General features: G+C 73.3%; 24 protein-coding genes. 8 read left to right on the top strand and 16 right to left on the bottom strand.

Annotated features, from left to right (window positions below; all coding sequences use genetic code 11):
• A partial coding sequence (locus GTW67_RS33910; protein WP_161168568.1) for an SDR family NAD(P)-dependent oxidoreductase occupies positions 1–440 on the bottom strand: 440 nt, incomplete at its 3' end.
• The gene (locus GTW67_RS33905; protein ID WP_161168567.1) at positions 437–1,960 is read right to left on the bottom strand and encodes a DHA2 family efflux MFS transporter permease subunit; all 1,524 of its coding nucleotides are present in this window, start codon (positions 1,958–1,960) and stop codon (positions 437–439) included. The genes GTW67_RS33910 and GTW67_RS33905, both read right to left, overlap by 4 nt.
• Before the next feature lie 200 nt (positions 1,961–2,160).
• Here GTW67_RS33905 and GTW67_RS33900 point away from each other — a divergent pair, with 200 nt between their 5' ends.
• The 3 genes from GTW67_RS33900 to GTW67_RS33890 all read left to right on the top strand — a co-directional run bounded on the left by GTW67_RS33900 (position 2,161) and on the right by GTW67_RS33890 (position 5,046).
• On the top strand, positions 2,161–2,850 hold the full coding sequence (locus GTW67_RS33900; protein WP_161168566.1) for a TetR/AcrR family transcriptional regulator C-terminal domain-containing protein: 690 nt from the start codon (positions 2,161–2,163) through the stop codon (positions 2,848–2,850).
• 177 nt (positions 2,851–3,027) lie between these two features.
• Positions 3,028–3,717, top strand: a complete 690-nt coding sequence (locus GTW67_RS33895) for a response regulator transcription factor (RefSeq protein ID WP_161168565.1) — start codon at positions 3,028–3,030, stop codon at positions 3,715–3,717.
• 237 nt (positions 3,718–3,954) lie between these two features.
• The gene (locus GTW67_RS33890) at positions 3,955–5,046 is read left to right on the top strand and encodes a cytochrome P450 (protein WP_346010808.1); all 1,092 of its coding nucleotides are present in this window, start codon (positions 3,955–3,957) and stop codon (positions 5,044–5,046) included.
• An 81-nt stretch (positions 5,047–5,127) separates the two neighbouring features.
• On the opposite strand, the gene GTW67_RS33885 is transcribed toward GTW67_RS33890, so the two are convergent.
• From GTW67_RS33885 to GTW67_RS33825, 14 genes are read right to left on the bottom strand one after another with little or no spacing between them, the layout of a single operon-like run.
• Positions 5,128–5,961 carry an SDR family oxidoreductase gene (locus tag GTW67_RS33885; protein WP_161168563.1) on the bottom strand — a complete coding sequence of 278 codons (834 nt, stop codon included), beginning with the start codon at positions 5,959–5,961 and terminating at the stop codon, positions 5,128–5,130.
• Entirely contained in the window at positions 5,958–6,638 is a 681-nt protein-coding gene (locus GTW67_RS33880) for an antibiotic biosynthesis monooxygenase family protein (protein WP_161168562.1), read from the bottom strand. The genes GTW67_RS33885 and GTW67_RS33880 overlap by 4 nt, the downstream gene beginning before the upstream one ends.
• On the bottom strand, positions 6,628–7,224 hold the full coding sequence (locus GTW67_RS33875; protein ID WP_161168561.1) for an NADPH-dependent FMN reductase: 597 nt from the start codon (positions 7,222–7,224) through the stop codon (positions 6,628–6,630). Before GTW67_RS33875 ends, GTW67_RS33880 begins: the two co-directional genes overlap by 11 nt.
• Positions 7,221–8,444: an MFS transporter gene (locus GTW67_RS33870; RefSeq protein WP_161168560.1), complete on the bottom strand. Its 1,224-nt coding sequence runs from the start codon at positions 8,442–8,444 to the stop codon at positions 7,221–7,223. The genes GTW67_RS33875 and GTW67_RS33870 overlap by 4 nt, the downstream gene beginning before the upstream one ends.
• Positions 8,441–9,460 (bottom strand): LLM class flavin-dependent oxidoreductase, encoded by a 1,020-nt coding sequence (locus GTW67_RS33865; RefSeq protein ID WP_202438057.1) that lies wholly within the window; start codon positions 9,458–9,460, stop codon positions 8,441–8,443. Before GTW67_RS33865 ends, GTW67_RS33870 begins: the two co-directional genes overlap by 4 nt.
• Positions 9,457–10,224, bottom strand: coding sequence for an SDR family oxidoreductase (locus GTW67_RS38420; protein WP_202438056.1), 768 nt, complete (start codon positions 10,222–10,224; stop codon positions 9,457–9,459). The genes GTW67_RS33865 and GTW67_RS38420 overlap by 4 nt, the downstream gene beginning before the upstream one ends.
• Positions 10,221–11,423: an FAD-dependent monooxygenase gene (locus GTW67_RS38415; protein ID WP_202438055.1), complete on the bottom strand. Its 1,203-nt coding sequence runs from the start codon at positions 11,421–11,423 to the stop codon at positions 10,221–10,223. Before GTW67_RS38415 ends, GTW67_RS38420 begins: the two co-directional genes overlap by 4 nt.
• Positions 11,424–11,425: 2 nt before the next feature.
• Entirely contained in the window at positions 11,426–12,364 is a 939-nt protein-coding gene (locus GTW67_RS33855; RefSeq protein ID WP_161168559.1) for an aromatase/cyclase, read from the bottom strand.
• A 29-nt stretch (positions 12,365–12,393) separates the two neighbouring features.
• Complete coding sequence (gene fabG, locus GTW67_RS33850) at positions 12,394–13,185, bottom strand: 3-oxoacyl-ACP reductase FabG (RefSeq protein WP_161168558.1); 792 nt, start codon at positions 13,183–13,185, stop codon at positions 12,394–12,396.
• Positions 13,186–13,196: 11 nt separating this feature from the next.
• Complete coding sequence (locus GTW67_RS33845; protein WP_161168557.1) at positions 13,197–13,475, bottom strand: acyl carrier protein; 279 nt, start codon at positions 13,473–13,475, stop codon at positions 13,197–13,199.
• A gap of 41 nt (positions 13,476–13,516) precedes the next feature.
• Complete coding sequence (locus GTW67_RS33840) at positions 13,517–14,737, bottom strand: ketosynthase chain-length factor (protein ID WP_161168556.1); 1,221 nt, start codon at positions 14,735–14,737, stop codon at positions 13,517–13,519.
• A complete protein-coding gene (locus GTW67_RS33835; RefSeq protein ID WP_161168555.1) occupies positions 14,734–16,014 on the bottom strand; it encodes a beta-ketoacyl-ACP synthase II in 1,281 nt (426 codons plus the stop codon). The genes GTW67_RS33840 and GTW67_RS33835 overlap by 4 nt, the downstream gene beginning before the upstream one ends.
• The gene (locus GTW67_RS33830) at positions 16,011–16,337 is read right to left on the bottom strand and encodes a TcmI family type II polyketide cyclase (RefSeq protein WP_161168554.1); all 327 of its coding nucleotides are present in this window, start codon (positions 16,335–16,337) and stop codon (positions 16,011–16,013) included. The genes GTW67_RS33835 and GTW67_RS33830 overlap by 4 nt, the downstream gene beginning before the upstream one ends.
• Before the next feature lie 2 nt (positions 16,338–16,339).
• Entirely contained in the window at positions 16,340–17,815 is a 1,476-nt protein-coding gene (locus tag GTW67_RS33825; RefSeq protein ID WP_161168553.1) for an FAD-dependent monooxygenase, read from the bottom strand.
• Positions 17,816–18,279: 464 nt separating this feature from the next.
• Between GTW67_RS33825 and GTW67_RS33820 the strand changes: the two genes are divergently transcribed.
• From GTW67_RS33820 to GTW67_RS33800, 5 genes are all read left to right on the top strand, one after another.
• Positions 18,280–18,966 carry a response regulator transcription factor gene (locus GTW67_RS33820; protein ID WP_161168552.1) on the top strand — a complete coding sequence of 229 codons (687 nt, stop codon included), beginning with the start codon at positions 18,280–18,282 and terminating at the stop codon, positions 18,964–18,966.
• A 90-nt stretch (positions 18,967–19,056) separates the two neighbouring features.
• Positions 19,057–20,673 (top strand): ABC transporter substrate-binding protein, encoded by a 1,617-nt coding sequence (locus GTW67_RS33815; RefSeq protein ID WP_161168551.1) that lies wholly within the window; start codon positions 19,057–19,059, stop codon positions 20,671–20,673.
• A gap of 31 nt (positions 20,674–20,704) precedes the next feature.
• The gene (locus GTW67_RS33810) at positions 20,705–21,661 is read left to right on the top strand and encodes an ABC transporter permease subunit (RefSeq protein ID WP_161168550.1); all 957 of its coding nucleotides are present in this window, start codon (positions 20,705–20,707) and stop codon (positions 21,659–21,661) included.
• Positions 21,658–22,563, top strand: coding sequence for an ABC transporter permease (locus GTW67_RS33805; protein WP_161168549.1), 906 nt, complete (start codon positions 21,658–21,660; stop codon positions 22,561–22,563). The genes GTW67_RS33810 and GTW67_RS33805 overlap by 4 nt, the downstream gene beginning before the upstream one ends.
• The coding region (locus tag GTW67_RS33800; protein WP_161168548.1) for an ATP-binding cassette domain-containing protein at positions 22,560–23,543 on the top strand (984 nt) is incomplete at its 3' end. The genes GTW67_RS33805 and GTW67_RS33800, both read left to right, overlap by 4 nt.

The following is a 23,543-nucleotide window of genomic DNA, read 5'->3' as shown; positions in this document are numbered from 1 at the left end:
TAGCGCACCACGCCGAGGCCGGCGCCGGGGCCCGCGACGTTCACGACGACGGGCTGTTCCGCCTTGCGCAGCGACTCCACCAGCCCGTGGCCGAGGAGGTAGCGGCTCAGGTAGAAGAGGGCGAAGTTCTCCTCGTAGCCCTCCGTGGTGACGGTGCGGCGGTACTGGTAGTGCCGGGCGCAGAGGACCAGCGCGTCCACGGACGGTGTCTCGCGGGTGATCTCGTCGACGACCGCGGAGGTCCGGGCCAGCAGGCTGAGGTCGGCGGTCAGGAACCGGGCCCGGTCCGCCGCGCCGTGCCGCGCGGCCTCCGCCAGGAAGGCGCGGCCCTTGGCCGGGTTCCGGCCGATGACGAAGACCGTGTCGCCCCGGGCCAGCTGCCGTTCGGCCAGGGCCTTGCCGATGCCGTCCGTGCCTCCCGCGATGACCAGGGTCTTCACTGCGTCTCTCCTCGCGTCGTCGCGACGGGGCGGGCACCGGCCTCGGCCTCGCCGCCGGCGTGGCCGGGCTGTTCGGAGGCCGCCACGTCCGACGCGTCGGGCGTGTCCGGGGCCTGTTCCGGGTCCTTCTGGGCGGGGCGGCCCGGCAGTTGGGTGGAGGCGGCCAGGGTCACCAGGAGCGCGATCGTCACCGTCCAGGCGGCGGCGTGGAATCCGCGGACGGCGTCGCCGTCGCCCACGGTCTGCACCACGAGCGCGACGGTCGCGATGCCGATCGAGGCGCCGAGCTGGTTGAGCATGTAGAGGACCGAACTGCCCTGCGGCACCAGGGCCGGCGGCAGCGTCCGGTACAGGGAGGCGATGGTCGGGGCGCCCACCGAGCCGAGTCCGAGCCCGAGCGTGAACGCGATCACCGCGGTGAGCACCTCGGAGGTGTGGGCGCCGACCTGGGTGAAGGCGAGCGCGCTGAGCCCGGCGACGACACCGCCCGCGAGGACGGGACGACGGGAGCCCAGCCGGTCGGACAGCCGTCCGGTGAGGGGCATCGACAGGGCGGATCCGACGCCCAGCGGGGCGAGGAGCAGGGCCGCGGCGAACGTGCCGTGTCCGCGCGCCTGTTGGTAGTAGAGCGGCAGCGCGAAGAGGCTCGCGAAGGTGGCGAGCCCGACCAGCGCGCCGACCGTCACACTGGCGGAGAAGCTGCGCCGGGTGAACAGCCGCAGGTCGATGAGGGGCGGTGTGCGCCGGGAGCCGAGCGCGTGGACCGCGTACCCGGCGAGCAGCACGACCGCGGCGGCGAGCGGGGCGAGCACCTGCCAGGTGGCGAAGGCGGCGCGTTCGGCGGCCTGCGACAGGGCGAGCACTCCGGCGGCGACGCCCGGTCCGATCAGGGCGAGGCCGACGATGTCGAGGCGGGAGACCTCCTGCGTGGCGTCGGGCGCGTCCTTCGGGACGACGACGCGGGCGAGCAGCAGGGCGGCGATCCCGATCGGGATGTTGACCAGGAACATCCAGCGCCAGGGCAGTCCTTGCAGGATGATGCCGCCGATCACCGGTCCGAGGACCGGGCCGCTGGACCCGACCACGCCCATGAGCCCCATGACGCGTCCGGCGCGTCCGGGGCCCGCGGCGCGGGCGAGCAGGGTGAGCATCAGCGGGTCGATCAGGCCCGCTCCCAGGCCCTGGACCACGCGGAAGACGATGAGGCTCGCGGCGTCCCAGGCGAGCCCGGAGCCGATGGAGCCGGCGAGGAAGACGACGAGGCCGAGCAGCCACAGGCGCCTGCCGCCGAACCGGTCGACGGCCCAGGTGGTGACGGGGATGGAGAGCGTGACGGCCAGCAGGTAGCTGGTGGAGACCCAGCTGATGGTGGCCAGTGAGGTGTCCAGGTCGTGGGCCAGGGTGTCGGCCGCGACGGCGATCATCGAGCCGTCGAGGATCCCCATGATCCCGCCCAGCAGTACGACCCCGATCAGGCGCCGCAGGGCGGGATCGAGGCGGTCGTCCGGTGGTTGCGCCATGACTGTCTCCGAGATTCGAGCGGAACAGGGCGTGCGGAACAGCCGGGAAGCGGGGCCGGGGCGAACGGTCACGCCGCCACCCCTCCACCGACTGCACCGGCCAGTGCACTTTATGGGTCGTCACAGTCTGATTGCAATGCGTGTCCTAGCTGACTGCACTCACTAGTGCAGTTTCTGGCACGGATGGGTACGATGGTCCGGTGACCGGAGCGAGCGCAGCGAGGAAGACGGGCAGGGCGGCGCCGCGGGCGGCGTCCCGCGGACGGATCGACAAGCGGGAGGCGATCCTGAGTGCCGCGTTCACGGTGTTCTCCCACCGCGGCTACGCCCGCGCGTGCATGGAGGAGATCGCGGAGGTGGCGGGGGTGGCGAAGCACACCGTGTACAACCACCTCGGCGACAAGGAGAACGTGTTCCGCAGCGCGCTCGAAGCGGCCGCCGACACCGTGATGGCCGAGAACCTGGCCGTGGTCGAGCTGCTGACCCTCGACGGACGGGGATCCGGCGCCGGCGAGGAGGAGCTGCGGGCGACGTTCGAAGACGTGGCGCACCGCCTGCTGCTCCGATGTTGCGACGACCGGTCGTGGGCGCTGCGCCGGCTGCTGTACGCGGAAGTGGCCCGGTTCCCCGAGCTGTTGGAGATCGTCTGGGGCCGGGGCGCGAGCCGCCTCCAGCAGTCCCTGGGCGACCGCCTGGCCCGCCTGTCGCTGTCCGGGCGGCTGCGCGCGTGCGATCCCGCGGAGGCCGCCGAGCAGTTCCTCGCGCTGCTCACCGGGCCCATGGAGCGACGCTCCCGCCTCGGCACCCACACAGTGGACGAGGAGGAGCTGCGCGCCGTCGCGGGCTCGGCCGTGCGCACGTTCATGCTGGCCTACCGGCCGTCGGCCTGATCCCCGCGCCCTCCGCTCGCGCTCCGTCCTTCCGCTCGACGGCGTTCTCGTGAACGACGGTGAACGCCTGTGAACGCCCCTTTAAAGCCGCCGTCACCCCGTGCCCGCGCCGTCGGACCGGGTGAACCATCAAGCAGACGCGGCTTGTCGAACGGCTCCGGCAACGAGGGAGGCAACATGGACATTCTCATGGTGGGATCCACGGCGGACGGCTCCGGTTCACCCGTGGTCCGACTCGAACGGCTCGGCCACGAGGTCACCTGTGTCTCCACCGGCGCCGCGGCGATGGAGGCGCACCAGCACGCGGAACTGATCCTGCTCGACCTGGATCTGCCGGACATCGACGGCCTGGAGGTGTGCCGCCGCATCCGGGCGCTCGCGCGGACACCGGTCATCGCGTTCACCGACAGCGGCACCGAACTCGACCGTGTCCTCGGGCTGCGGGCCGGTGCCGACGACTGCCTCGACAAGCCCTACGAATTCCGCGAACTGGCCGCCCGGATCGACGCGGTGACCCGCCGCACACGGCCGCGGGAGCCGGCGCGGGAATCCCTGACGGTGCTGTCCATCGGCGCTCTGCACATCGACGCGGCCTCCCGCGAGGTGAGGGTGCGGGGACGCCATGTCGACCTGACGCGCAAGGAATTCGACCTGCTCTACTATCTCGCCCGGCACTCCGAAAAGGTCGTCAGCCGGCAGCGGCTGATGACGGAGATATGGGAGGACCCGAGGCCGCAGGAGTTCGGGCCACGCGCCAGCCGCACCGTGGACACCCATGTCAGCTCGCTGCGCAGCAAGTTGGGCGACAGCAACTGGATCCGCACGGTGCGCGGGGTCGGCTTCCGGGTGGGGCCCGGCTGCTCTTGACGGCGAATTGTGAATAAGTGGTTGTTCCTCTGACGATCGCGTCACGCATTCCGGCCTAGAGTCGAACGGACGGCGTCCGGCCGATTCAGTGACGGAGATTCCCGTATGACATCCACCGATTCCCGTTCAGCAGGGAAATCCTGCCCCTTTCTCGCCTCGGACTTCACCTCGGAACGCCTCGAAGTCGATGCGAGGTACGCGCAGTTGCGCCGCACGCGGCCGGTGAGTCGCGTGACCATGCCCCACGGCGGCGACGCCTGGCTGGTGACCCGCTACGACGACGTCCGCGCGGCGCTCGCCGACCCCCGGCTCAGCCGGGCCGCGGGCATCGGCAAGGACGTGCCCCGCTCCAGCCCGCTCATCCAGCAGGCCGAGTCGCTGCTCAGCATGGATCCGCCGGAGCACACCCGGTTGCGCCGGCTGGCCGCCAAGGCGTTCACCGTGCGCCAGGTGGAGGCCGTACGGCCGCGGGTGCAGGCGATCGTCGACGGACTCGTCGACCGGCTGGAGGAGACCGGCTCCCCCGCCGACCTGGCGGGCGGGCTGGCCTGGCCGATGGGGATCACGGTGATCTGCGAGACGTTCGGGATCCCGGAGGAGGACCGGGCCCGGTTCCGTGCCTGGACCGACGAGATGATGGCGCTCACCGTCACCGATCCGGCGGCGATCCAGGCGGCCCGGGACGGCCTCGACACCTATCTGCGCGGCCTCATCGCGCGCCGGATCGCCGAACCGGGCGACGATCTGCTCAGCCGTCTCGTCACGGCCCGCGAGGGCGCCGACCAGCTCACCGAGGCCGAACTGGGCATCTTCGCCGTGGACCTGCTGACCGCCGGCCACGAGACCACCGCGAACCAGACGGGCAACTTCCTGTTCACGCTGCTGTCCCGGCCGGGCCTGTGGGACGCGCTGGTCGAGGATCACGGGCTCGTGCCGTCGGCCGTGGAGGAGCTGCTGCGGTACACGCCACTCGCCACCAGCGTCGCGCCGTTCTCACGGATCGCCGTCGAGGACTTCGAGTTCGGCGGCGAGCTGATCCGGGCCGGTGACGCCGTCGTCGCGCAGAACGACTCGGCCAACCGGGACGAGACCGTCTTCGCACGCCCGGAGGAGATCGACTTCACCCGGGACCCCAACCCGCACCTCGCCTTCGGGCACGGCGCCCATCACTGCCCGGCCGCCCCGCTGGCGCGGCTGGAGCTGAACATCGCCATCGGCACACTGGTCCGCCGGCTGCCCGGGCTGCGCCTGGCGGTGCCGGTGGACGAGGTCGTGTGGCAGAGCAACCGGGTGATGCGCGGCGTCAGGGAGCTCCCCGTGAAGTGGTGACGCCCGTGCGGATGCCGACGGCGCGGCGCCTCCCCTCCAGAGGGTGGCGCCGCGCCGTCGGTGTGTGCGGCCGCTGCCCGATCAGCGGAACGCCGCCGCGTGCTCCCTCGCCCACGCGGCGAAGGACACCGTGCTGCGCCCCAGTACCCGCTCCGCGTCGGGCAGCGGCGTCCCGGGGCGGCCGTCGCGCTGCTCCTGGTAGGTGAGCATGGTGTCCGCGAACGCCTCGGGCAGCACGGCGGCCAACTGCGCGCGCTGCTCCTCGCGGCCGATCCGTTCCACGGCGACCCGGACGCCGGCGGCCTGCCCGATCAGCTCCGCCTGCCGGCGCGCGGACAGCGACTCCGGGCCCGTGATCCGCAGCACGGCGCCCCGGTGCGCGTCGTCGAGCAGGGCACGCACCGCCACGTCCGCGAGGTCCCCCTCGTGCACGGGTTCGCTGTACGTGTCGGGGTAGGCCAGGCGCACGCTCCGGCCCGCGCGGATCGGCGCCGCCCACTGGAGGGCGTTGGTGGCGAATGCCCCGGGGCGCACGAAGGTCCAGCTCAGAGCCGAGGCGCGCAGGGCCTCCTCCACCTCCAGGTGCAGGCGGGCGATGGGGCTGTCCTGCGCGTCGTCCGCGTCGATCGCGAGGGACGACAGGAGGGCGACGTGCTCCACCCCGGCGTCCGCGGCCTCCCGCACGAACCGCTCGGCGGTGCCGGGACGGGCGTACAGGAAGACCCGGCGGATGCCCTTGAGCGCCGCGGGGAACGTGTCCGGGTCGTCCAGGTCGAGGTGGACGGGCGGCTCCCCGCCGGCCGGATCCGCCTCCGCCGTTGCGCTGGCGGCCCGTACCGGGACGCCGGCGTCGCCGAGGCGGTGGAGGACCGCGCGGCCGACGCGGCCGCGGGCTCCGGTGACGAGGACGGTCATGGCGTGCTCCTGCCGCTCGGGGTGGTGTGCTGTCGGAGGTCGATGCTGTGGTGCAGGTGGTACCGCTTGAAGCCGATGGGGCGGACGCCCGGGGTGGCGCCGGTGGCGCGCAGGGTGGCCTTGCGGGTGGCGCCGCGCAGGAAGGCCTCGTGGGCCTCGTCGCTCGTCCACTCCGCGTAGTTGAGGACGCGACTGCCGTCGGTGCTGGCGTGGAAGTGGGCCGTCAGCATGCCGCGGTGCTGCTCCTCGGGTGCGTGGTCGAGGGCGCCGACGACGGACTCGATGATGCGCTCCTGCCGTTCGGCGCCGTCCACGTCGAAGGTGGCCACGACCGCGCATCCGGGCGGGGAGGCGGTGCCGAGGACGACGCTGCGGCGCAGCCGGTACTCGACGGGTTCGGCGCGGGCGGCGCCGGGCAGGCTACGGACGAACGGCCGGTACGTGTCCGGCCGTTGGGCCTGGACGTAGGTGAGGACGGTCTCCTCGTCGGTGCCGAGGTAGGCGTGGAAGGCGAGGACGCCGTCGGGGCCGGGGCCGCGCCACTGGTCCGACAGTTCGTCCAGCAGGGCGATGCCGGCCGCCCGGCCGGGCACGTACCACTGGGTGACGAAGACGACCTGCGCGTCGGGGCGCCGGATGTCCGGGTACGCGGGTGCGGGCAGGGTGTCACGAGCCATAGGGGTGCTCCCGCCGTGCGGTGCGCAGGGCCCGCGCCCACCAGTGCAGTTGGTCGAGCAGCGTCTTGGCCGCCGCGTCCGCGCCGGGGTCCAGGGCCGCCCCCTGTGCGTCGAAGCGCTCCCAGGCCGTGTGGAAGCTGACGGTCTCGCGCACCGTCACCGCGTGCAGTTCGGCGAAGACCTGGCGCAGGTGCTCGACGGCACGCAGGCCTCCGGCGAGTCCGCCGTACGAGACGAGGCCGACGGGCTTGCCGGCCCATTCGGTGAGGAACCAGTCGAGGACGTTCTTCAGCGAGGCCGGGAAGCTGTGGTTGTACTCGGGGGTGACGACGGCGTACGCGTCGGCCGCGGCGAGGATGCTGTGCAGTTCGTCGCGGACGGCGGCGGTCTCGGGCGGCGGCTCGTGGCCCGGTGCGGGCAGGGTGACGGGCAGCGGGAAGTCGCGCAGGTCGACGGTGCGGACGACGAGTTCGGGGCGGGCGCGGGCGCGTTCGGCGAACCAGTCGGTGACGGTGGGGCCGAGCCGTCCGTCACGGACGCTGGCCGTGAGGACGACGAGGGTGAGCGGGTCGTGCGGTGCGGTCATGTCAGGGCCTTCGGGTCGGAGGCGGACGCGGTGGGCAGCGCCGCCGTGAGGCCCACGGCGGCGACGGCGGTGATGAGAAGGAGGGCGGGCCGCTGCCCGTGTCCCGTGCCGAGCAGCCAGGCGGTGAGCGGCAGCATCGGCACGGCGCCGAGCTGCACGGCCGCCTGGTAGGCGCGGACGGCGGCGGGCCGGTCCTCGTCGCCGACCGACGATGCGGCGCGCAGGTTGAGGGCGGCGAAGGACAGCACGAACCCGGCGCCGACGAGCAGGAGCGTGGGCAGGATCCCGGTGACGTACGAGGTGGGGGCGGGCCGGGCGAGCAGCAGGGCGTAGCCGGCGAGCGGTGCCGCGGCGCCGAGGGTGATCAGCCGGGCCGTGCCGTAGCGGGCCGTCAGGCGCCCGGCGAAGGGCACGGTCACGGCGAGCGGGACGCAGGCGGGCAGCAGGGCGAGCGCGTTCTGCCAGGGCGACCAGCCGAGCCCTTCCTGGAGGTGGAAGGTGAGGAGGAACAGCAGGCTGTGGTACGTGCCGTTGAGTGTGGCGGCGGCGACCGCCGTGCGCAGCAGGGTGCCCTCGCGCAGCAGGCGCAGCACGGGGCGGCCGGTCCCGGGGGTCCGGGGGACGTCGGGCAGCAGGCGCAGGGCGAGGACGAGCAGGAGCAGGGCGAGGGGCGCGGGGAACCACAGGGTCCAGCGCCAGCTCGCCTGGAGCAGCGCTCCGGACAGCAGGAGGCCCGCCGTGAAGCCGGCGGCGCCGCACAGGGAGTAGACGGAGACGGCGCGGCGCCGGCGCGGTCCGTCCGGGAAGGCGCCGGCGATGAGGGCCAGGCCGGCCGGGGCGGTCAGGGCCGCGCAGGCGCCCTTGACGACGCGGGTGGCGACGAGGAGGGCGGGGTCGTCGGCGAAGCCGCCGGCGAGGGAGGCGGCGGCGAAGCCCAGCATCGCCGCCAGGTAGAGGCGGCGGGTGCCGAGCCGGGCGACGAGCCGCGCCCCGAGGATCAGCAGCAGGGCGAAGCCGAGGGCGAACCCGCTCATCAGCCACTGCACGGTCTGGGCCGACACACCGAGGTGTCCGCGGACGGTGGGCAGGGCCACCAGGACCACGGACACCTCGATCGCGTCGAGGATCATGTTGCCGGACAGGATCAGCAGGACGGCCCGGTTCCTGAGATCCCGGACCTCGCCGGCGGGTGCGGCCGGACCGGTCGTGGCGCCGGTCATGGGGCGGCGCGGGCGAGGAGCGGCGGGAGCTGCCCGGTGATCAGCTCCACGTTCTCCGTCACCAGGTCGTCCGGCATCCCGGCGATGCTGGCCCAGAAGATGAGGTGGCGTACGGGCAGTCCGGCGGTGAGGTCCTTGATGCGGGCGGCCGCGTCCTCCGGGGTGAGGATGTCGAGCAGTCCGCGGGTGTCCTCGGCGTCCGGGTCCCGCAGGTCCTCCAGGGTCAGCGGCGGCGGTCCTTCCTGGCCGGTGCCCTGGAGGGCGCCCTGCCGGTAGGAGTTGACCTGGTGCAGCAGGTGGGGGCCGATCCGCTGCCAGGCGGCCTCGGGGTCGCGGGAGAGGATGATCGGCAGCAGGTCGCCGACCCGAGCGGTCTCGGGCGGGTGGCCGCCCTCGGCGAGGCCCTTGAGGTAGTGCTCGTGGTTCGGCCGGGAGATGTGCAGCAGGCCGAGGCCGAGGCGGCCGGCGATGCGTGCGCCGCGCGGCCCGTAGAAGCCGCCCCACACCGGCGGCGGGTCCTGGAGGGGCGCGGGGGTGATCTCCTTCTCGCGCCACAGCCGGAGGATCTCGGCGATGTTGCGTTGGGTGTGCTGGAAGCGGCGCCCGAACTCGGCGCCGAACAGGTCGTACTCGGGCCGCCGGTAGCCGGCGCCGAGGCCGAGTTCGAGGCGGCCGCCGCTGATCAGGTCGACGAGGGCGGCCTGTTCGGCGAGGTCGACGGGGTGGTGCAGCGCGGGCAGGACCACGGAGGTGCCGATGCGGGCGGTGCGGGTGCGGGCCGCGACGGCGGCGGCGAAGGTGAGGGGCTGCGGCAGATAGCCGTCCTCGAAGAGGTGGTGCTCGGTGAACCAGAGGCCGCCGGCGCCGCGCCGGTCGGCCTCCTCGCACAGCTCCAGGGTCTGTGCGTAGTGGGCGGCCCTGGGGCGGTGCCACTGTTCGGGGTTGCGCAGGTCGAAGAGGAGTCCGACGTCCACGGTGTGCTGGTCCTCCGGTACGGGTGCGGGCGGCCGGCTCATCCGAGGAGGGTCCCGCCGGTGGCGTCGACGAAGGCGCCGGTGATCCAGCGGGCCTCGTCGGTGGCGAGGAACGTCACGACGTCCGCCACGTCGCCGGCCTCGCCGACGCGGTGGAAGGCGGAGAGCGCCGCCATCTGCTCGACGGCCTCCGGGATGCCGAAGACCTCGCTGCCGTTGTTCGTGATGCCGGGCGCCACGCTGTTGATGGTGATGCCGCGCGGGGCGAGCTGCCGGGCCAGGTGCAGGGTCAGCTGCTCGATGGCGCCCTTCGTCATCGCGTAGGCCGTCTGGTCGGGGTTGCCGACGCGGGTCAGGCCGGAGGAGATGTTGATGACGCGGCCGCCCTCGGGTATCTGCGGCAGGGCGCGCTGCACCAGGAAGTAGGGGGCCTTGGCGTTGACGGCGAAGAACCGGTCGAACTGCTCCGGGGTGAGGTCCTCGGGGGCGATGCCGGTCTGGGTGGTCTCGCCGGCGTTGTTGACGACGATGTCGAGGGTGGTGGTGCCGGTGCGTTCCTTCAGGCCCGCTTCCAGACCGAGGAAGAGTTCGTGGACGTCGCCGGGGACGCCGAGTTCGGCGCGGACGGTGAAGCCGCGACCGCCGTCCTTCTCGATGAGGTCCAGGGTCTCCTTGGCGGCCGGTTCGTTGCCGGCGTAGTGCACGGCGACGAGGGCGCCCTCACGGGCGAGGCGGACGGCGATGGCCCGGCCGATGCCGCGACTGGAGCCGGTGACGAGGGCGGTCTTTCCGGTGAGGCGGGTCATGCGGCAGCTCCTTGGGTGTCGTGGGGCGGGAGGAGGTCGACGCCGCTGATGGCGCGGGCGAGGTGGCCCTGTGCCTGGTCCAGGCCGAGGAGTTCGGCGAGGACCGCGCGCAGTCCCTCGACCTCGGGGCCGCCGAGCAGCAGCCGGGACTGGGCCCGGATGCCGGTGAGGGTGCGGGCGCCGACGCGGTGGCGCAGCCGGTCGTAGTCGTCGAGGCCGGCGCCGGCTTCGGCGGGCCGGCCGGTGGCGAGGGCGGCGAGCCGGTGTCCGAGGGCGGCGGCGTCCTGGAGGCCGAGGTTGAGGGCCTGTCCGCCGACCGGCATCTGCACATGGGCGGCGTCCCCGGCGAGGACGACGCGGCCCTTGACGTACCGGTCGGCCTGGCGGGTGGTGTCGTCGAAGGCGTTCAGCCACACGGGCGTGCCGTGTCCGATGTCCTCGCCGGTGACCTTCGCCCAGGCCGCCACGACCTCGTCGAAGGACGGGGGCCCGGTGCGCGGCCCGGGCGGGGTGCCGTGCAGGTGCACCATGACGCGGGTGGTGCCGTCGGGCCAGCGGTGGGCGGTGGCGAGGCCGTGGGGGTGGCGTTCGAAGCGCCGGTCGGGTATGCCGATGCCGGCGACGTCGGCGCGCAGCATCTCCAGGGTGGCGTCGTCGCCGGGGAAGTCGAACCCGGCGAGCTGCCGCACCGTGCTGCGCTCGCCGTCGCAGCCGACGACGTACGAGGCCGCGAACCGGCGCGGTCCGGCGCCGAGTTCGATGCCGGAGACGACGACGCGGTCCGGGTACTGGTGCAGTCCGGTGACGGCGTGGCCGCGCCGCACCCAGGCGCCGAGGCCGGTGGCCCAGGTGTGCAGGGCGGCTTCGAGGCGGGTCTGCGGGCACTTCCACTGCCCGGCGTAGGGGTGCCCGGGGACGGCGGTGCGCAGGTCGAGCGGGAGTCCGCCGAAGTGGCCGGGGCCGCCGTCGGGGAGCGGACCCAGCCGGTCGAGGACGCCCCGCTCGGCGAGGATCTCCATGGTGCGCGTGTGGAGGGTGGACGCGCGTGACTCGGTGGTCGGCGCGGTGAGCTGTTCGAGGACGGTGACGCGGGCGCCGGCCCGGCGCAGGTCGCCGGCGAGCAGCAGGCCCACGGGGCCGGCGCCGACCACGATCACGTCGGTGCGGTCGGGCGTGGCCGTCCGTGCGGTGGCGGTCATGGTCAGCGCCGCGCTTCCGCGTACCGCTTGGCGTGGCCGAGGGTCGCGCGGCTGTTGCCGCCGAGGGCGTCGCGGATGAAGGCGCGGGCCTCGGGGACGCCGGCGTCGGCGCCGAGGACCTGGGTGATGGCGTCGGGGTCGAGGACGACGGTGTGCTGGGAGGTGGCGGTGGTGACGCCGTCGGGGCCCTCGTCGAGCTGCCAGTAGCCGGTGTGGAGGGTGAGCAGGGCGGGCAGCGTGGTCTGCTTGTAGGCGATCTTGTGATGGGGGAAGGCGACCCGGACCGATTCGGTGGTGTGGGTCGAGCCGTCCTTGGTGCGGGTGTCCATGCGCAGGGTCTGGAGCCCGGGGGTGTCCTCGGTGAACTCGACGGACGCGACGTGGGGCAGTCGCTCGGTCCACCGGTCGGCCTCGTTGAGGAAGTCGAACACGTCCTTGGCCGAGCCCTCGACGCGGACGCGGTCCTCGAAGGAGAGGGTGAGGTCGCCGGCCCCCGCGGTGAGCTCCAGGTTGTTCTTCAGCGCGGGCAGTTCGGCCCTGCTGTTGCGGTCGACGGCCTCGTCGATCCAGGCGAGGGAGTCGGGGTCGTCGTCGATGGCGCGGTAGGTGTGCAGCAGGCGTACGCGGGTCTCGCCGTCGGCGAGGGGTTCGATGATCCAGGTGCCGGTCATCTCGGCGACCGGGGGCGCGGAAACCTCCTGCCAGAAGCGGATGCGCAGGGCCTCGCGGTCGAGGACGCGGCGGGAGGTCCAGTTCTTGGCCTCGCCGTTGGCGGTGGCCCAGATGCGGATGCGTTCCTCGTCGCCGTCGCGTTCCAGGTAGTCGACGTGGACGGACGGCGGGAACAGGCGGGGCCAGTTCTCCACCTCGGCCAGCAGGCGGTAGACGTCGGCCGCGGCCGCCCGCACCGTGATGTCGTGCTCGACCTCTCGTACGGTCATGGCTGAGCTTCCTTTCGGGCGAAACGGACTCAGAAGTTGCCGAGGCCGCCGCAGACGTTGAGGGCCTGCGCGGTGATGGAGGCCGCGGTGTCCGAGGCGAGGTAGCCGACGAGGCCGGCCACCTCCTCGGGGGTCGAGTAGCGGCCGAGGGGGATCTTGGATTGGAACTTGGTGAGGATGGCGTCCTCGGTCGTCTCGTAGGCGGCGGCGTAGCCCTGGCGCACGCGCTGGGCCATCGGCGTCTCGACGTAGCCGGGGCAGACCGCGTTGACGGTGATGCCGGTGGGGGCGAGTTCGTTGCCGAGGGCCTTGGTGAAGCCGACGACGCCGTGCTTGGAGGCCGAGTAGGGGGCGCCGAGGACGACGCCCTGCTTCCCCGCGGTGGAGGCGATGTTGATGATGCGGCCGCGGTCCCTGGTGCGCAGGCCGCCGGCGTTGAGGACCTCGCGGGTGACGCGGAAGACGCTGGTGAGGTTGGTGTCGATGACGTCGTCCCACAGTTCGTCGGCGAGGTCGGCGGTGACGCCTCCCCCGCTGCGGCCCGCGTTGTTGACGAGGACGTCGACGGGCCCGTAGCGGTCGACGGCGGCGCGCACGAACTCCCGTACGTCGTCGGGTGAGCGCACGTCGAGGACGGCGCCGTCGACGTCGAGTCCCTCCTCGCGCAGCTCCTTGACGGTGGCGTGCACGTTGTCGGCGTTGCGTGCGCCGAGGAACACCCGGTGGCCCTGGCCGGCGAGCAGCCGGGCCACGGCGAGTCCGATGCCGCTGGTCGCCCCGGTGACGAGCGCGACGCGCGGGGTGGTCGTCGTGTCGGTCATGTCGGTCTCCCTCAGGCGGCCTGGGCGGCGGCCAGTCGGGCGTTGACCGCGTCGACCAGTTCGCCGGGGGTGCGGGCCTCGGCGAGGGTGTCGTCGTCGAGGGTGATGCCGTACTCGCGCTCGATGCGCCCGCCGGTCTCCAGGAGGGCCAGCGACTCGTAGCCGAGTGCCTCGAAGTCGGTGGTGAGGATGTCGCCGTCGAGGTCGACGCCCTCGTCGGCGCCGGCTGCCTCGCGCAGGATGCGGCGCAGGTCGTCGAGGGTGAAGGGGGCGGACGGGGAGGAGGTCATGGCTGTGCCTTTCCGGGTGGGGTGGGGGTGGCCGGTGGTCGTCAGCGGGTGACGGCTCGGACGATCAGCGCGGAGTTGAAGCCGCCCTGGCCGCGGGCCAGGACGAGGGCGGTGCGCAGGGGTGCGGGGCGCGGGGCGCCGGTCACGAGGTCGAGGGCGTAGTCGTCGGCGGGGCGGGTGGCGACGGTGGGCGGGATGACGCCGTCGCGCAGGGCGAGCAGCGCGGCGGCCAGGTCGAGCGGCGCGGCGCCCGAGTACAGGCGGCCGGTCATCGTCTTGGGTGCGGTGACGGGGACGCCGCGCGGGCCGAACACGTCGGCCAGGGCCTGGGCCTCGATCCGGTCCAGTTCGGGTACGGCGGCCGCGTCGGCGAAGACGACGTCGATGTCGCCCGGTTCCGCCTCCGCGTCCGCGAGGGCGAGTTCGACGGCGCGGCGCAGCCCCGAGGGGCGGTCGCTGCCGGGCCGGGGGTCCATCGTGGACGCGTGTCCGGCGATCTCGCCGTAGATCCGCGGGGCGCCGCGGCGGTGTGCGTGCTCGGCGTCCTCCACGACGAGCAGGGCCCCGCCCTCGCCGGGTACGTGGCCGGAGGCGTCCGCGTCGAAGGGGACGTAGGCGCGCCCGGTGTCGTCGCTGGTGGTGAGGCGTCCGCCGGCCTGCTGGGCGACCCAGCCCCAGGAGCAGATGGACGCGTCGACGGCGCCGGAGACCACCAGCGAGGTGCCCTTGCGGATCTGCCGGCGGGCCTGGGCGACGGCGTCGAGGCCGCCCGCCTGGTCGCTGACGACGACGCTGCTGGGGCCGCGCAGGCCGTTGCGGATGGAGATCTGGCCGCTGTTGACGGCGTAGAACCAGGCGAAGGACTGGTAGGCGGAGACGTACTGGCCGCCCTTGCTCCAGAGCGCCTGGAGCTCGTGCTGGCCGAACTCGAAGCCGCCCGAGTGGCTGGCCGTGATGACTCCGGCGGCGTAGTCGGGGAGTTCGGCGGGGTTCACCTCGGCGTCGGCGAGGGCCCAGTCGGCGCCGGCCAGGGCGAGGCGGGTCATGCGGTCGGTCTGAGGCAGCAGCCGGCTCGGCAGGTGCTCGGCCGCCTCGAAGCCGCTGATCTCGCCGGCGAGCCGGGAGGGGTAGGACGAGGCGTCGAAGCGGGTGACCTCCGCGATGGCGCTGCGTCCGGCCAGGGTGTTGCGCCAGTACTCCTCGGTGCCGAGGCCGTTGGGCGCGGCGACGCCGAGGCCGGTCACCACGGTGCGTACGCTCATCGCACGCTCCGGTCGGGCCGGGCGAGGACGACGGCGCTCTGGAAGCCGCCGAAGCCGCTGCCCACGGACAGGACCGCGTCGGTCAGCTGGTCGCGGGCGGTCAGGGGCACGTAGTCGAGGTCACACTCCGGGTCGGGGGTGTGCAGGTTGGCGGTCGGGGGCACGACGTCGTGCTCCATGGCGAGCGCGGACGCGGCGATCTCGATGGAGCCGATGGCGCCGAGCGAGTGCCCGACCATCGACTTGATGGAGCTGACGGGGGTGCGGTAGGCGTGCTCGCCGAGGCTCGCCTTGAAGGCGGCGGTCTCGTGCCGGTCGTTCTGCTTGGTGCCCGAGCCGTGGGCGTTGACGTAGTCGATGTCGTCGGGGTTCAGACGGGCCTCGTCGAGGGCGACGCGGATGGCCTCGGCCATCTCCCGGCCGTCGGGCCGCAGTCCGGTCATGTGGAAGGCGTTGGAGCGGGTCGCGTACCCGGCGATCTCCGCGTAGATGTGGGCGCCCCGGGCGCGGGCGCGGTCGAGTCGTTCGAGGACGAAGACGGCGCAGCCCTCGCCGAGCACGAAGCCGTTGCGGCTGGCGTCGAAGGGGCGTGAGGCGTGTGCGGGGTCGTCGTTGCGGGCGGTGGTGGCCTTGATGGCGTCGAAGCAGGCCACGGTGATCGGGGAGACGGGGGCGTCGGTGGCGCCGGCCACCATGACGTCGGCGAGCCCGTCGCGGATGACCTCGGTGGCGTAGCCGACGGCGTCGAGGCCGGAGGTGCAGCCGGTGGAGACGACGGTGCTGGGTCCTTCGGCGCCCACCGCCCAGGCGACCTCGGTGGCGAAGGAGCTGGGGACGAGGAAGTTGTACAGGTGCGGTACCGCGTACGCGTCGTCCACCACGTCCAGGCGTCCGCCGTCGCTGACCGTGCGGTACTCCTGGTCGAGGCCGGTGGTGGCGCCGACGGCGCTGCCGATGGCGACGCCGGTCCTGGCCGGGTCGAGGGTGTCGAGGTCGAGTCCGCTGTCCTCGACGGCCTCGCGGGCGGTGACGATCGCGAACTGGGCGGCGCGGTCGGTGCGCCGGATCTCGTGCGGGGTCAGCCCGGCGAGTTCGGCGTCGAAGTCGACCTCGGCGGCGATCTGGGAGCGGAACGGGGAGGGGTCGAAGAAGGTGATGCGGCGGGTCGCGGTGCGTCCGTCGGTGAGGAGCTGCCAGAAGTTCTTGGTGCCGAGCGAGCCGGGGGCGGTGACACCGATGCCGGTGATCACGACCCTGCGGTCGGCGGAGCGGGTCACCGGGCGCTCCAGTGGTAGAAGCGGTGGGCCATGGCGTCGGCGGGCGAGCGCCAGGTGGCGGGGTCGTAGGCCTCGATGTGCGGTTTGAGGTCGTCGCTGATGGCGACGAAGCGCGGGTCGGTCTTCGCGTCCTCGATGCGCTCGCCGCCGTCGGCGTCGTCGAAGTCCTGGAGGTGGAAGTAGAGGCCGCGGTAGGCGAAGAGCTGCCGACGGCGGGTGCCCATCAGGTGCGGCATCTCCGTGGCGTCGAACGCGCCGAAGAGGCGGGCGACTTCGTCGTCGGAGCCGGGCTGGAGCCGGGCGACGATCAGGGTGCTGTGCATCGTTACCTCTCTTGGGAACCGGTGCGGTGCGGCCCGAACCAGCGGGCCAGGGCGGTGGGCAGGTCGTCGTGGCTGCCGGGCGCCGCCCACGCCACGTAGCCGTCGGGGCGCAGCAGCACCGCGGAGCTGTCGTGCGGGACGGTCTCGGTGGGGGCGGCGGTGACGATGTCGACGCGGTCGCGCCAGGGGGCGGCGCGGCGCCTGAGCCACGGGTTGTCGTCGAGGTCGAGCAGCACGCCGCGGCCGTGGCGCAGCAGCGCGGCGCTGGTGGTGGGGCGCCCGTGGACGGTCACCGGCAGGGCGGGCAGCCGGGCGCCGAGCAGCGGGTGCTCTCCGGTGCCGACGTCGTAGCGGATCTCGACGCCGCTCACCTTGGCGGCGAGATGGCGGGCGACCTGTTCGTAGGAGACGAGTTCGGTGAGGACGTCGCGCAGGGGCTGCACCTCGGTGCCGCCGAGGATCAGCAGGCTCTGCGCCTGGGTGTTGGCGAGCAACTGCCTTCCCACTCCGTGCCGTTCGCCGTGGTAGGTGTCGAGGAGTTCCGCCGGGGCGTGGCCGCGCAGGACGGCGGCCAGCTTCCAGCCGAGGTTCACGGAGTCCTGGATGCCGGTGTTCATGCCCTGGCCGCCGGCCGGCAGGTGGATGTGGGCGGCGTCGCCGGTGAGCAGGACCCGGCCGCGCCGGTACTCGGTCACCTGGCGGGCGGCGTCGGTGAAGGCGCTGACCCAGACGGGCTGTGCGTGGGAGATGTCGTCGCCGGTGAGGCGTTTGTAGGTGTCGGCGACCTCTTCGAAGCGGGGTGGTCCGTCGCGGCGGCGCGGCGGGGTGCCGCGCTCCCCGACGATGACCCGGTGGACCCCGTCGCCGAGCGGCGCGGACATGATCATGCCGCCGGCGAGGAGTTCTCCGGTGGCCCGGGGTGCCACGTCGGCGCCGCGGATGTCGGCGAGGAGCAGCTCGGTGGTCGCCGCCGTCCCCGGGAAGTCGAAGCCGGCCGCCTTGCGTACGCCGCTGCGGCCGCCGTCGGCGCCGACGAGGTAGCGGGCCCGCAGGGTGTGCCGGCCGGCCGGTCCTTCGACGCGCACCGTCACCCCGTCCGCGTCCTCCTCGACGCCGCGGAAGGTGTGTCCTCGCCGAATGTCGGCGCCCAGTTCGCGCGCCCAGGCCTCCAGCACGGTCTCGGTGCGGGACTGCGGGACCGTCCTGGCGGCCTTGTGCGCGCCGTCGAGGACCGTGAAGTCGAGCGGGATGCCGCCGAAGTGCCCCTGGGTGCTCGTCACGGGGTGGCCGAACCGGGGCAGCAGCCCGCGCTGGTCGAAGGTCTCCATCGTGCGGATCGTGAGGCCGAGTCCGCGGGATTCGCCGGTGCGCCGCGTCAGCTGTTCGAGGACGACCACACGCGTTCCGGCCAGGCGCAGCTCTCCGGCGAGCATCAGGCCGGCCGGGCCCGCTCCCACAATGACGACCGAAGCGTCCATTCAGCTCTCCCGGGTGAGGTGGAGGTGATTGCCGGTCCGACATGCCTTCGCCGCGTTTTTGCCGGGGCGGCCGTCGAGCAACCGCAAATATCGTCGGCGGCGGCGCTGTTCGATTTCAACCCGGCAAGGTGCAGGTCCCGCAAAAGGACCTGTCAGGCGATCGTCAACGAGACGCATTCCGCAAGGGAATCGACAAGCGAATGTCAGAGGAAGTACAAATCTGCGGAGCCGGCCGCCACCGACGGGCGATCGCGCCGCCCCGTGTGGCTCAGGTCACTGCCGGATCACGCTCCACGTACCTAGCCTCGCCGTACTTGCCCGAACGGGTGACGGAGCGCCGCCGATGCCGCTCGCCAACTCCTTTTACAGGCTTGTGAATTATCCAGGTCCGGGGTTGTAGCGACTCGGCAGATTCGGTCAGGCTGCATCGGTCGCACGGCTGCGGCACAGAACCGGGGGATCTGATGCATGCATTGGTGGTCGATTCCGATGCGGCCGAAAGCTCTTTTCTCAGCGCCGAACTGCAACGTCATGGCTTTGACGCTCAGGAATGCGTGACGGGAGCCGAGGCCCTGGAAATCCACGACAAGTTCGATCTGCTTCTGCTCGATCTTCGGTTACCGGACATCGACGGGCTGGAGGTGTGCCGCGCCGTTCGCGCCACGAGCGACATCCCGCTGATCGCGTTCGCCGCCGGCGACCACGGACTCGACCGTGTCCTGTGCCTCCAGGCCGGGGCCGACGACTGCCTCGCGAAGCCGTACGGGCTGCGGGAACTCATCGCCCGCATCGAGGCGGTGCTGCGCCGTTCGGGGCCCGCCCGGACCGCGCCCCGGCCGGCGACGGATCCTCTGGCGCGCGGTTCGCTGTGCATCGACCCGCTGACCCGGGAGGTCCGGCTCAACGGCCGGCTCGTCCATCTCACCCGCAAGGAGTTCGACCTGCTGCACCGCCTGGCCGCCGATCCGCACACCGTGCACTCACGGGCGCGTCTGATGACGGACCTGTGGGGCTACCCCGCCGGTTACGTGCCGGACGCGCGGGCGAGCCGCACCATCGACACCCATGTCAGCGCCCTGCGCGCCAAGTTGGGCGCCCCGGACTGGGTCCTGACCGTGCGCGGCGTCGGATTCCGGTTCGGCCGGGCCTGATCCCCGCCGCGTCCCGGCCGCCGGCCGCTGATCCCTCCCACCTCACCGCCTCGTCCGTCCTTCCCTCGTCACGACTGGAGTTGACGTCCCATGTCCCGCCAGCCCAGATCCCCGGGCCGCACCCGCGCCGCCGCGACAGCCGCCGTTCTGTCCCTCGCCCTGCCGCTCACGGCCTGCTCGGCCGACGGGTCCGCCGGCGACCCGGCGAAGGCGCGCTCCGGCGGGCGGCTGACCTTCGCGCTGTCCTCCGACCCGACCTGCGTCGATCCGCACCAGGCGGCCACGAACGACGCGATGTACGCGATCCGCGGCGTCGTCGACTCGCTCACCGACCAGGACCCGAAGACCGGGAAGATCGCGCCCTGGCTCGCCACCTCCTGGGACGTCGCCGAGGACGCGTCGCGGTTCACGTTCCATCTGCGCTCGGACGCCACCTTCAGCGACGGGACGCCGGTGGACGCGCAGGCGGTCAAGCAGAACCTGGACGCCGTCGTCGCGCTCGGGGCCCGCTCGATGCTCGGCTCCGGCTACCTCCAGGGCTACCGGAAGACCGAGGTCGTCGACGCGCACACCGTCCGCGTCGTCTTCGGCGGGCCCAACGCCCAGTTCCTCCAGGCCACTTCGACGCCGACCCTGGGCCTGCTGAGCCCGGCCACGCTGAAGCGCGGCGCGGAGCAGCGGTGCGCGGGGCCGGTGATCGGCTCGGGCCCGTTCACGCTGAAGAGCTACACGCCGGACAAGTCCGTCGAGCTGGACCGGCGCGACGACTACCGGTGGGGTTCGTCGCTGTGGGGCAGCCGCGGCGCGGCCCGCCTCGACGGGCTCACCTTCCAGGTCGTGCCCGAGTCCGGGGTGCGCTCCGGCAGCCTGACGTCCGGGCAGGTCGACGCGATCGCCGGGGTGGCACCGCAGGACGAGGCGGGACTGAAGGCGCAGCGGGTGTCGGTCGTCAGCCGCGCCAATCCGGGGGTGCCGGTGGCGCTGAGCGCCAACACGGCGAGCCCGGTCGCCTCGGACGTGGCCGTGCGGCGCGCGCTCCAGGCGGCCGTGGACCGCGAGGAGGTCGTCGCCACGGTCCTCAGCCCCAGCTACCGGGCGGCGACGAGCTCGCTGTCCAGCACGACCGACGACTACCGGGACAACGCGGCCCTGCTGCGCCACGACACCGGCCGCGCCGCGTCCCTCCTGGAGGCCGCGGGGTGGCGTACCGGCGCGGACGGCATCCGCGTCAAGGACGGCCGGAAGCTGAACCTGGACGTCATCCTCGGCACCAACTTCGGCCCCAACCAGTCCGCGCTGGAACTGATCCAGCAGCAGGTGAAGAAGGCGGGCATCGGCCTCACCCTCAAGGTGCTGTCGATCGCCGACTACCAGAAGGCCCGGGCGGCCGGCGACTACGACCTCGCCTGGGGCAACGGCACCCGCAGCGACCCGGACATCCTGCGGACGGCCTTCTCCTCGAAGCTGCTGAACCTCTCCCGCATCCACGACACGACGCTGGAGAGGGAACTCGACGCCCAGGCGTCGGCCGCCGACCCCGAGCGGCGTGCCGCGCACGTGGCGACCGCGCAGCGCCGCGTCCTCGAACAGGCCTACCAGGTGCCGGTCTTCGAGATGACCAGCGTCTTCGGGCTGTCCGGGAAGGTGCACGACGTCGTGTTCGACTCGGCCTCCGGCCTCCAGTTCCACGACGCGTGGCTGTCGTGACGGGGCGCGCGGGAGCCGGCGGGAGGCCACGGTGAAGAGATACCTGCTGCGCAGGCTGGCGCAGGCCGTGTTCGTCCTGTGGGCCGCCTACACCGTCTCGTTCGCGGTGCTGTACCTGCTGCCGGGCGACCCGGTGACCATCATGGCCGCGGGCGGCGGCGACGCCAGTTCCGTCACGCCCGAGCAGGTGGCCGAGCTGCGGGGCCGCTACGGCCTGGACCGGCCGCTGCCCGAGCAGTACGCCACGAGCCTGTGGCACGCCGTGCGCGGCGACTTCGGGACGTCCGTGCACGGCGGGCAGCCGGTCGCCCGGCTGATCGCCGACGCCCTCCCGGCGACGGTGCAGCTCACCGCGGGCGCGCTCGTCCTGGCGCTGCCGCTGGGCGCCGCGATCGCGCTCCTCGGCACCTACACCCGGCGCCGCTGGCTGCGCCAGCTCGTGCTGTCCCTGCCCGCGGCCGGGGTGTCGGCGCCGACGTTCTGGGTGGGGCTGCTGCTGGTCCAGTGGGTGTCGTTCCGCTGGGGCCTGCTCCCGGCGTTCGGCAACGAGGGCGTGGACTCGCTGATCCTGCCGTCCGTGACACTGGCGCTGCCCGCCGCCGGGCTGATGGCGCAGGTCTTCGCGCGCAGCCTGCGGACCACGCTGGCCGAGCCCTACGTCGACACGGCGCGGGCGAAGGGCGCGAGCCGGGCCCGCGTGCACTTCGGGCACACCGTACGCGGTTCGCTGGCGCCGCCGCTGACCGTGGCCGGTGTGCTGGTGGGCGGGGTGCTGGCGGGTTCGGTGGTGGTGGAGACCGTGTTCTCCCGGACGGGCGTCGGCCGGCTGACGGCGACCTCGGTGACCGCACAGGACATCCCGGTCGTCCAGGGTCTCGTGGTGCTGGGTGCCTGTGTGTACGTGGTGGTGAACCTCGCCGTGGACCTGCTCCATCCGCTGCTGGACCCGCGCGTCGCGGCCAGGCTCCGGCCGGCGGTGGCCTCATGACCGGCCTCGTCACCGGCCCGGACACCTCGGGCCCGGCCACGGACGCGCTCCCCTCCCCCGGGCGCCCCGCGACGCGGGTCCGGCGCGCCGCCCGGTTCTGGGTGGCGCGGCCGGGGCTCGCCCTGTCCGCGGTGCTGCTCGTGCTGGTGCTCGTGGCCGCGCTGTTCCCCGGGCTGCTGACGTCCGCCGACCCGCTGTCCGGCGTTCCCGCCGAGCGGCTGCGTCCGCCGAGCGGCGCCCACCCGTTCGGCACCGACCAACTGGGCCGTGACCTGTTCGCCCGGGTGGTGCACGGCTCCTCACTGACCCTGCGCGCCACCGGTCTCGCGGTGGCCGTGGGGCTGGTGGCGGGCTCGGTGCTCGGGCTGCTCGCCGGATACCTGGGCGGCCTCGTGGACGACGCCCTGATGCGGCTGACCGACGTCCTGCTCGCCGTGCCGGGGCTGCTGCTGTCGCTGGCGCTGGTGACCGCGCTCGGCTTCGGCACCGTCGAGGTGGCGATCGCGGTGGGCGTCACCAGTGTCGCCATGTTCGCCCGGGTCATGCGCGCCGAGGTGCTGCGCGTCGCCGGGACACCGTACGTGGAGGCCGCGCGGGCGGGCGGGGTGCGCTGGTACGCGGTCCTGCTGCGCCATGTCGTGCCGAACGCGGCGGCGCCCGTCCTCGTGTACGCCGCCGTGGACTTCGGCGCGGTGGTGCTCCAGGTGTCCTCGCTGTCGTTCCTCGGCTACGGGGCCCGACCGCCCGAGCCGGAGTGGGGGGCGCTGGTCGCCGGCGGCCGTGACTACCTCGCGACGGCCTGGTGGCTGACCACCCTGCCCGGTCTGACCATCGCGGCCACCGTCCTGGCCGCCAACCGCATCGCCCGCGCCCTCGACGGCGAGGCGAAGGAGACACCATGACCGTCCTCGACGCCTCCGTTCCTCTCCTGGAGATCCGGGACCTGACCATCACGTACGCCACCCGGGACGGCCCGGTACCGGCGGTGCGCGGGATCGACCTGAGCGTCGGGCCGGGCGCCGTGCTGGCGCTGGTCGGCGAGTCGGGCTCCGGCAAGAGCACCACGGCGCAGGCGGTGCTGGGCCTGCTGCCGCCCGGCGCGCGGGTGGAGCGGGGCACCGTCCGCTACGCCGGGACCGATCTCGTGCGTGCGTCCGAACCGGTGCTACGTGCTCTGCGGGGCCGCGCGATCGGCCTGGTGCCGCAGGACCCGATGGTGTCCCTCAACCCCGTGCAGCGGGTGGGCCGCCAGGTGGCGGAGGTTTTGCGCCTGCACGGCCCGGAGCGGGAGCGGAGCGCGGCCCTCGCGCGGGCGGTGGAGCTACTGGACGAGGTCGGGCTGGACCGGCCGGCGGAGCGGGCCCGCCAGTATCCGCACGAGCTGTCCGGCGGCATGCGCCAGCGGGTCCTCATCGCGATCGCGCTGGCCGCGCGCCCCCGCCTGATCGTGGCGGACGAGCCGACGAGCGCGCTGGACGTCACCGTCCAGCGCACCGTCCTGGACCGCCTCGACACCCTGACCCGCCAGTCGGAGACGGCCGTCCTGCTCATCACCCACGATCTCGGAGTCGCCGCGGACCGGGCCCGGCGGATCGCGGTCATGTCCCGGGGGCGCATCGTGGAGACCGGCGCCACGCAGGACGTCCTCGGTGATCCGCAACACCCCTATACGAAGGAGCTGTTGGCGTCGGCTCCCGCCTTCGCCGCGCGCCGGGCGACGCTCGTGGTGCCGCGCGCCGCCGCGCCGGAGGGCGAGCGCGCGCCCGATCTGGTGGTCGCCGAGGACCTGGTCAAGGTGTTCGCCTCGCGCCGGGCACGCTCCGACGGTCCGCCGCGGCGTGCCGTGGACGGTGTCAGTCTGCGCATCGGGCGGGCGCAGACA

Source organism: Streptomyces sp. SID5910 (genome assembly GCF_009862125.1).
Lineage (GTDB): Bacteria > Actinomycetota > Actinomycetes > Streptomycetales > Streptomycetaceae > Streptomyces.
The sequence above is the reverse complement of the archived record's forward strand: the minus strand, read 5'-3'. Positions and strand labels throughout refer to the sequence as shown.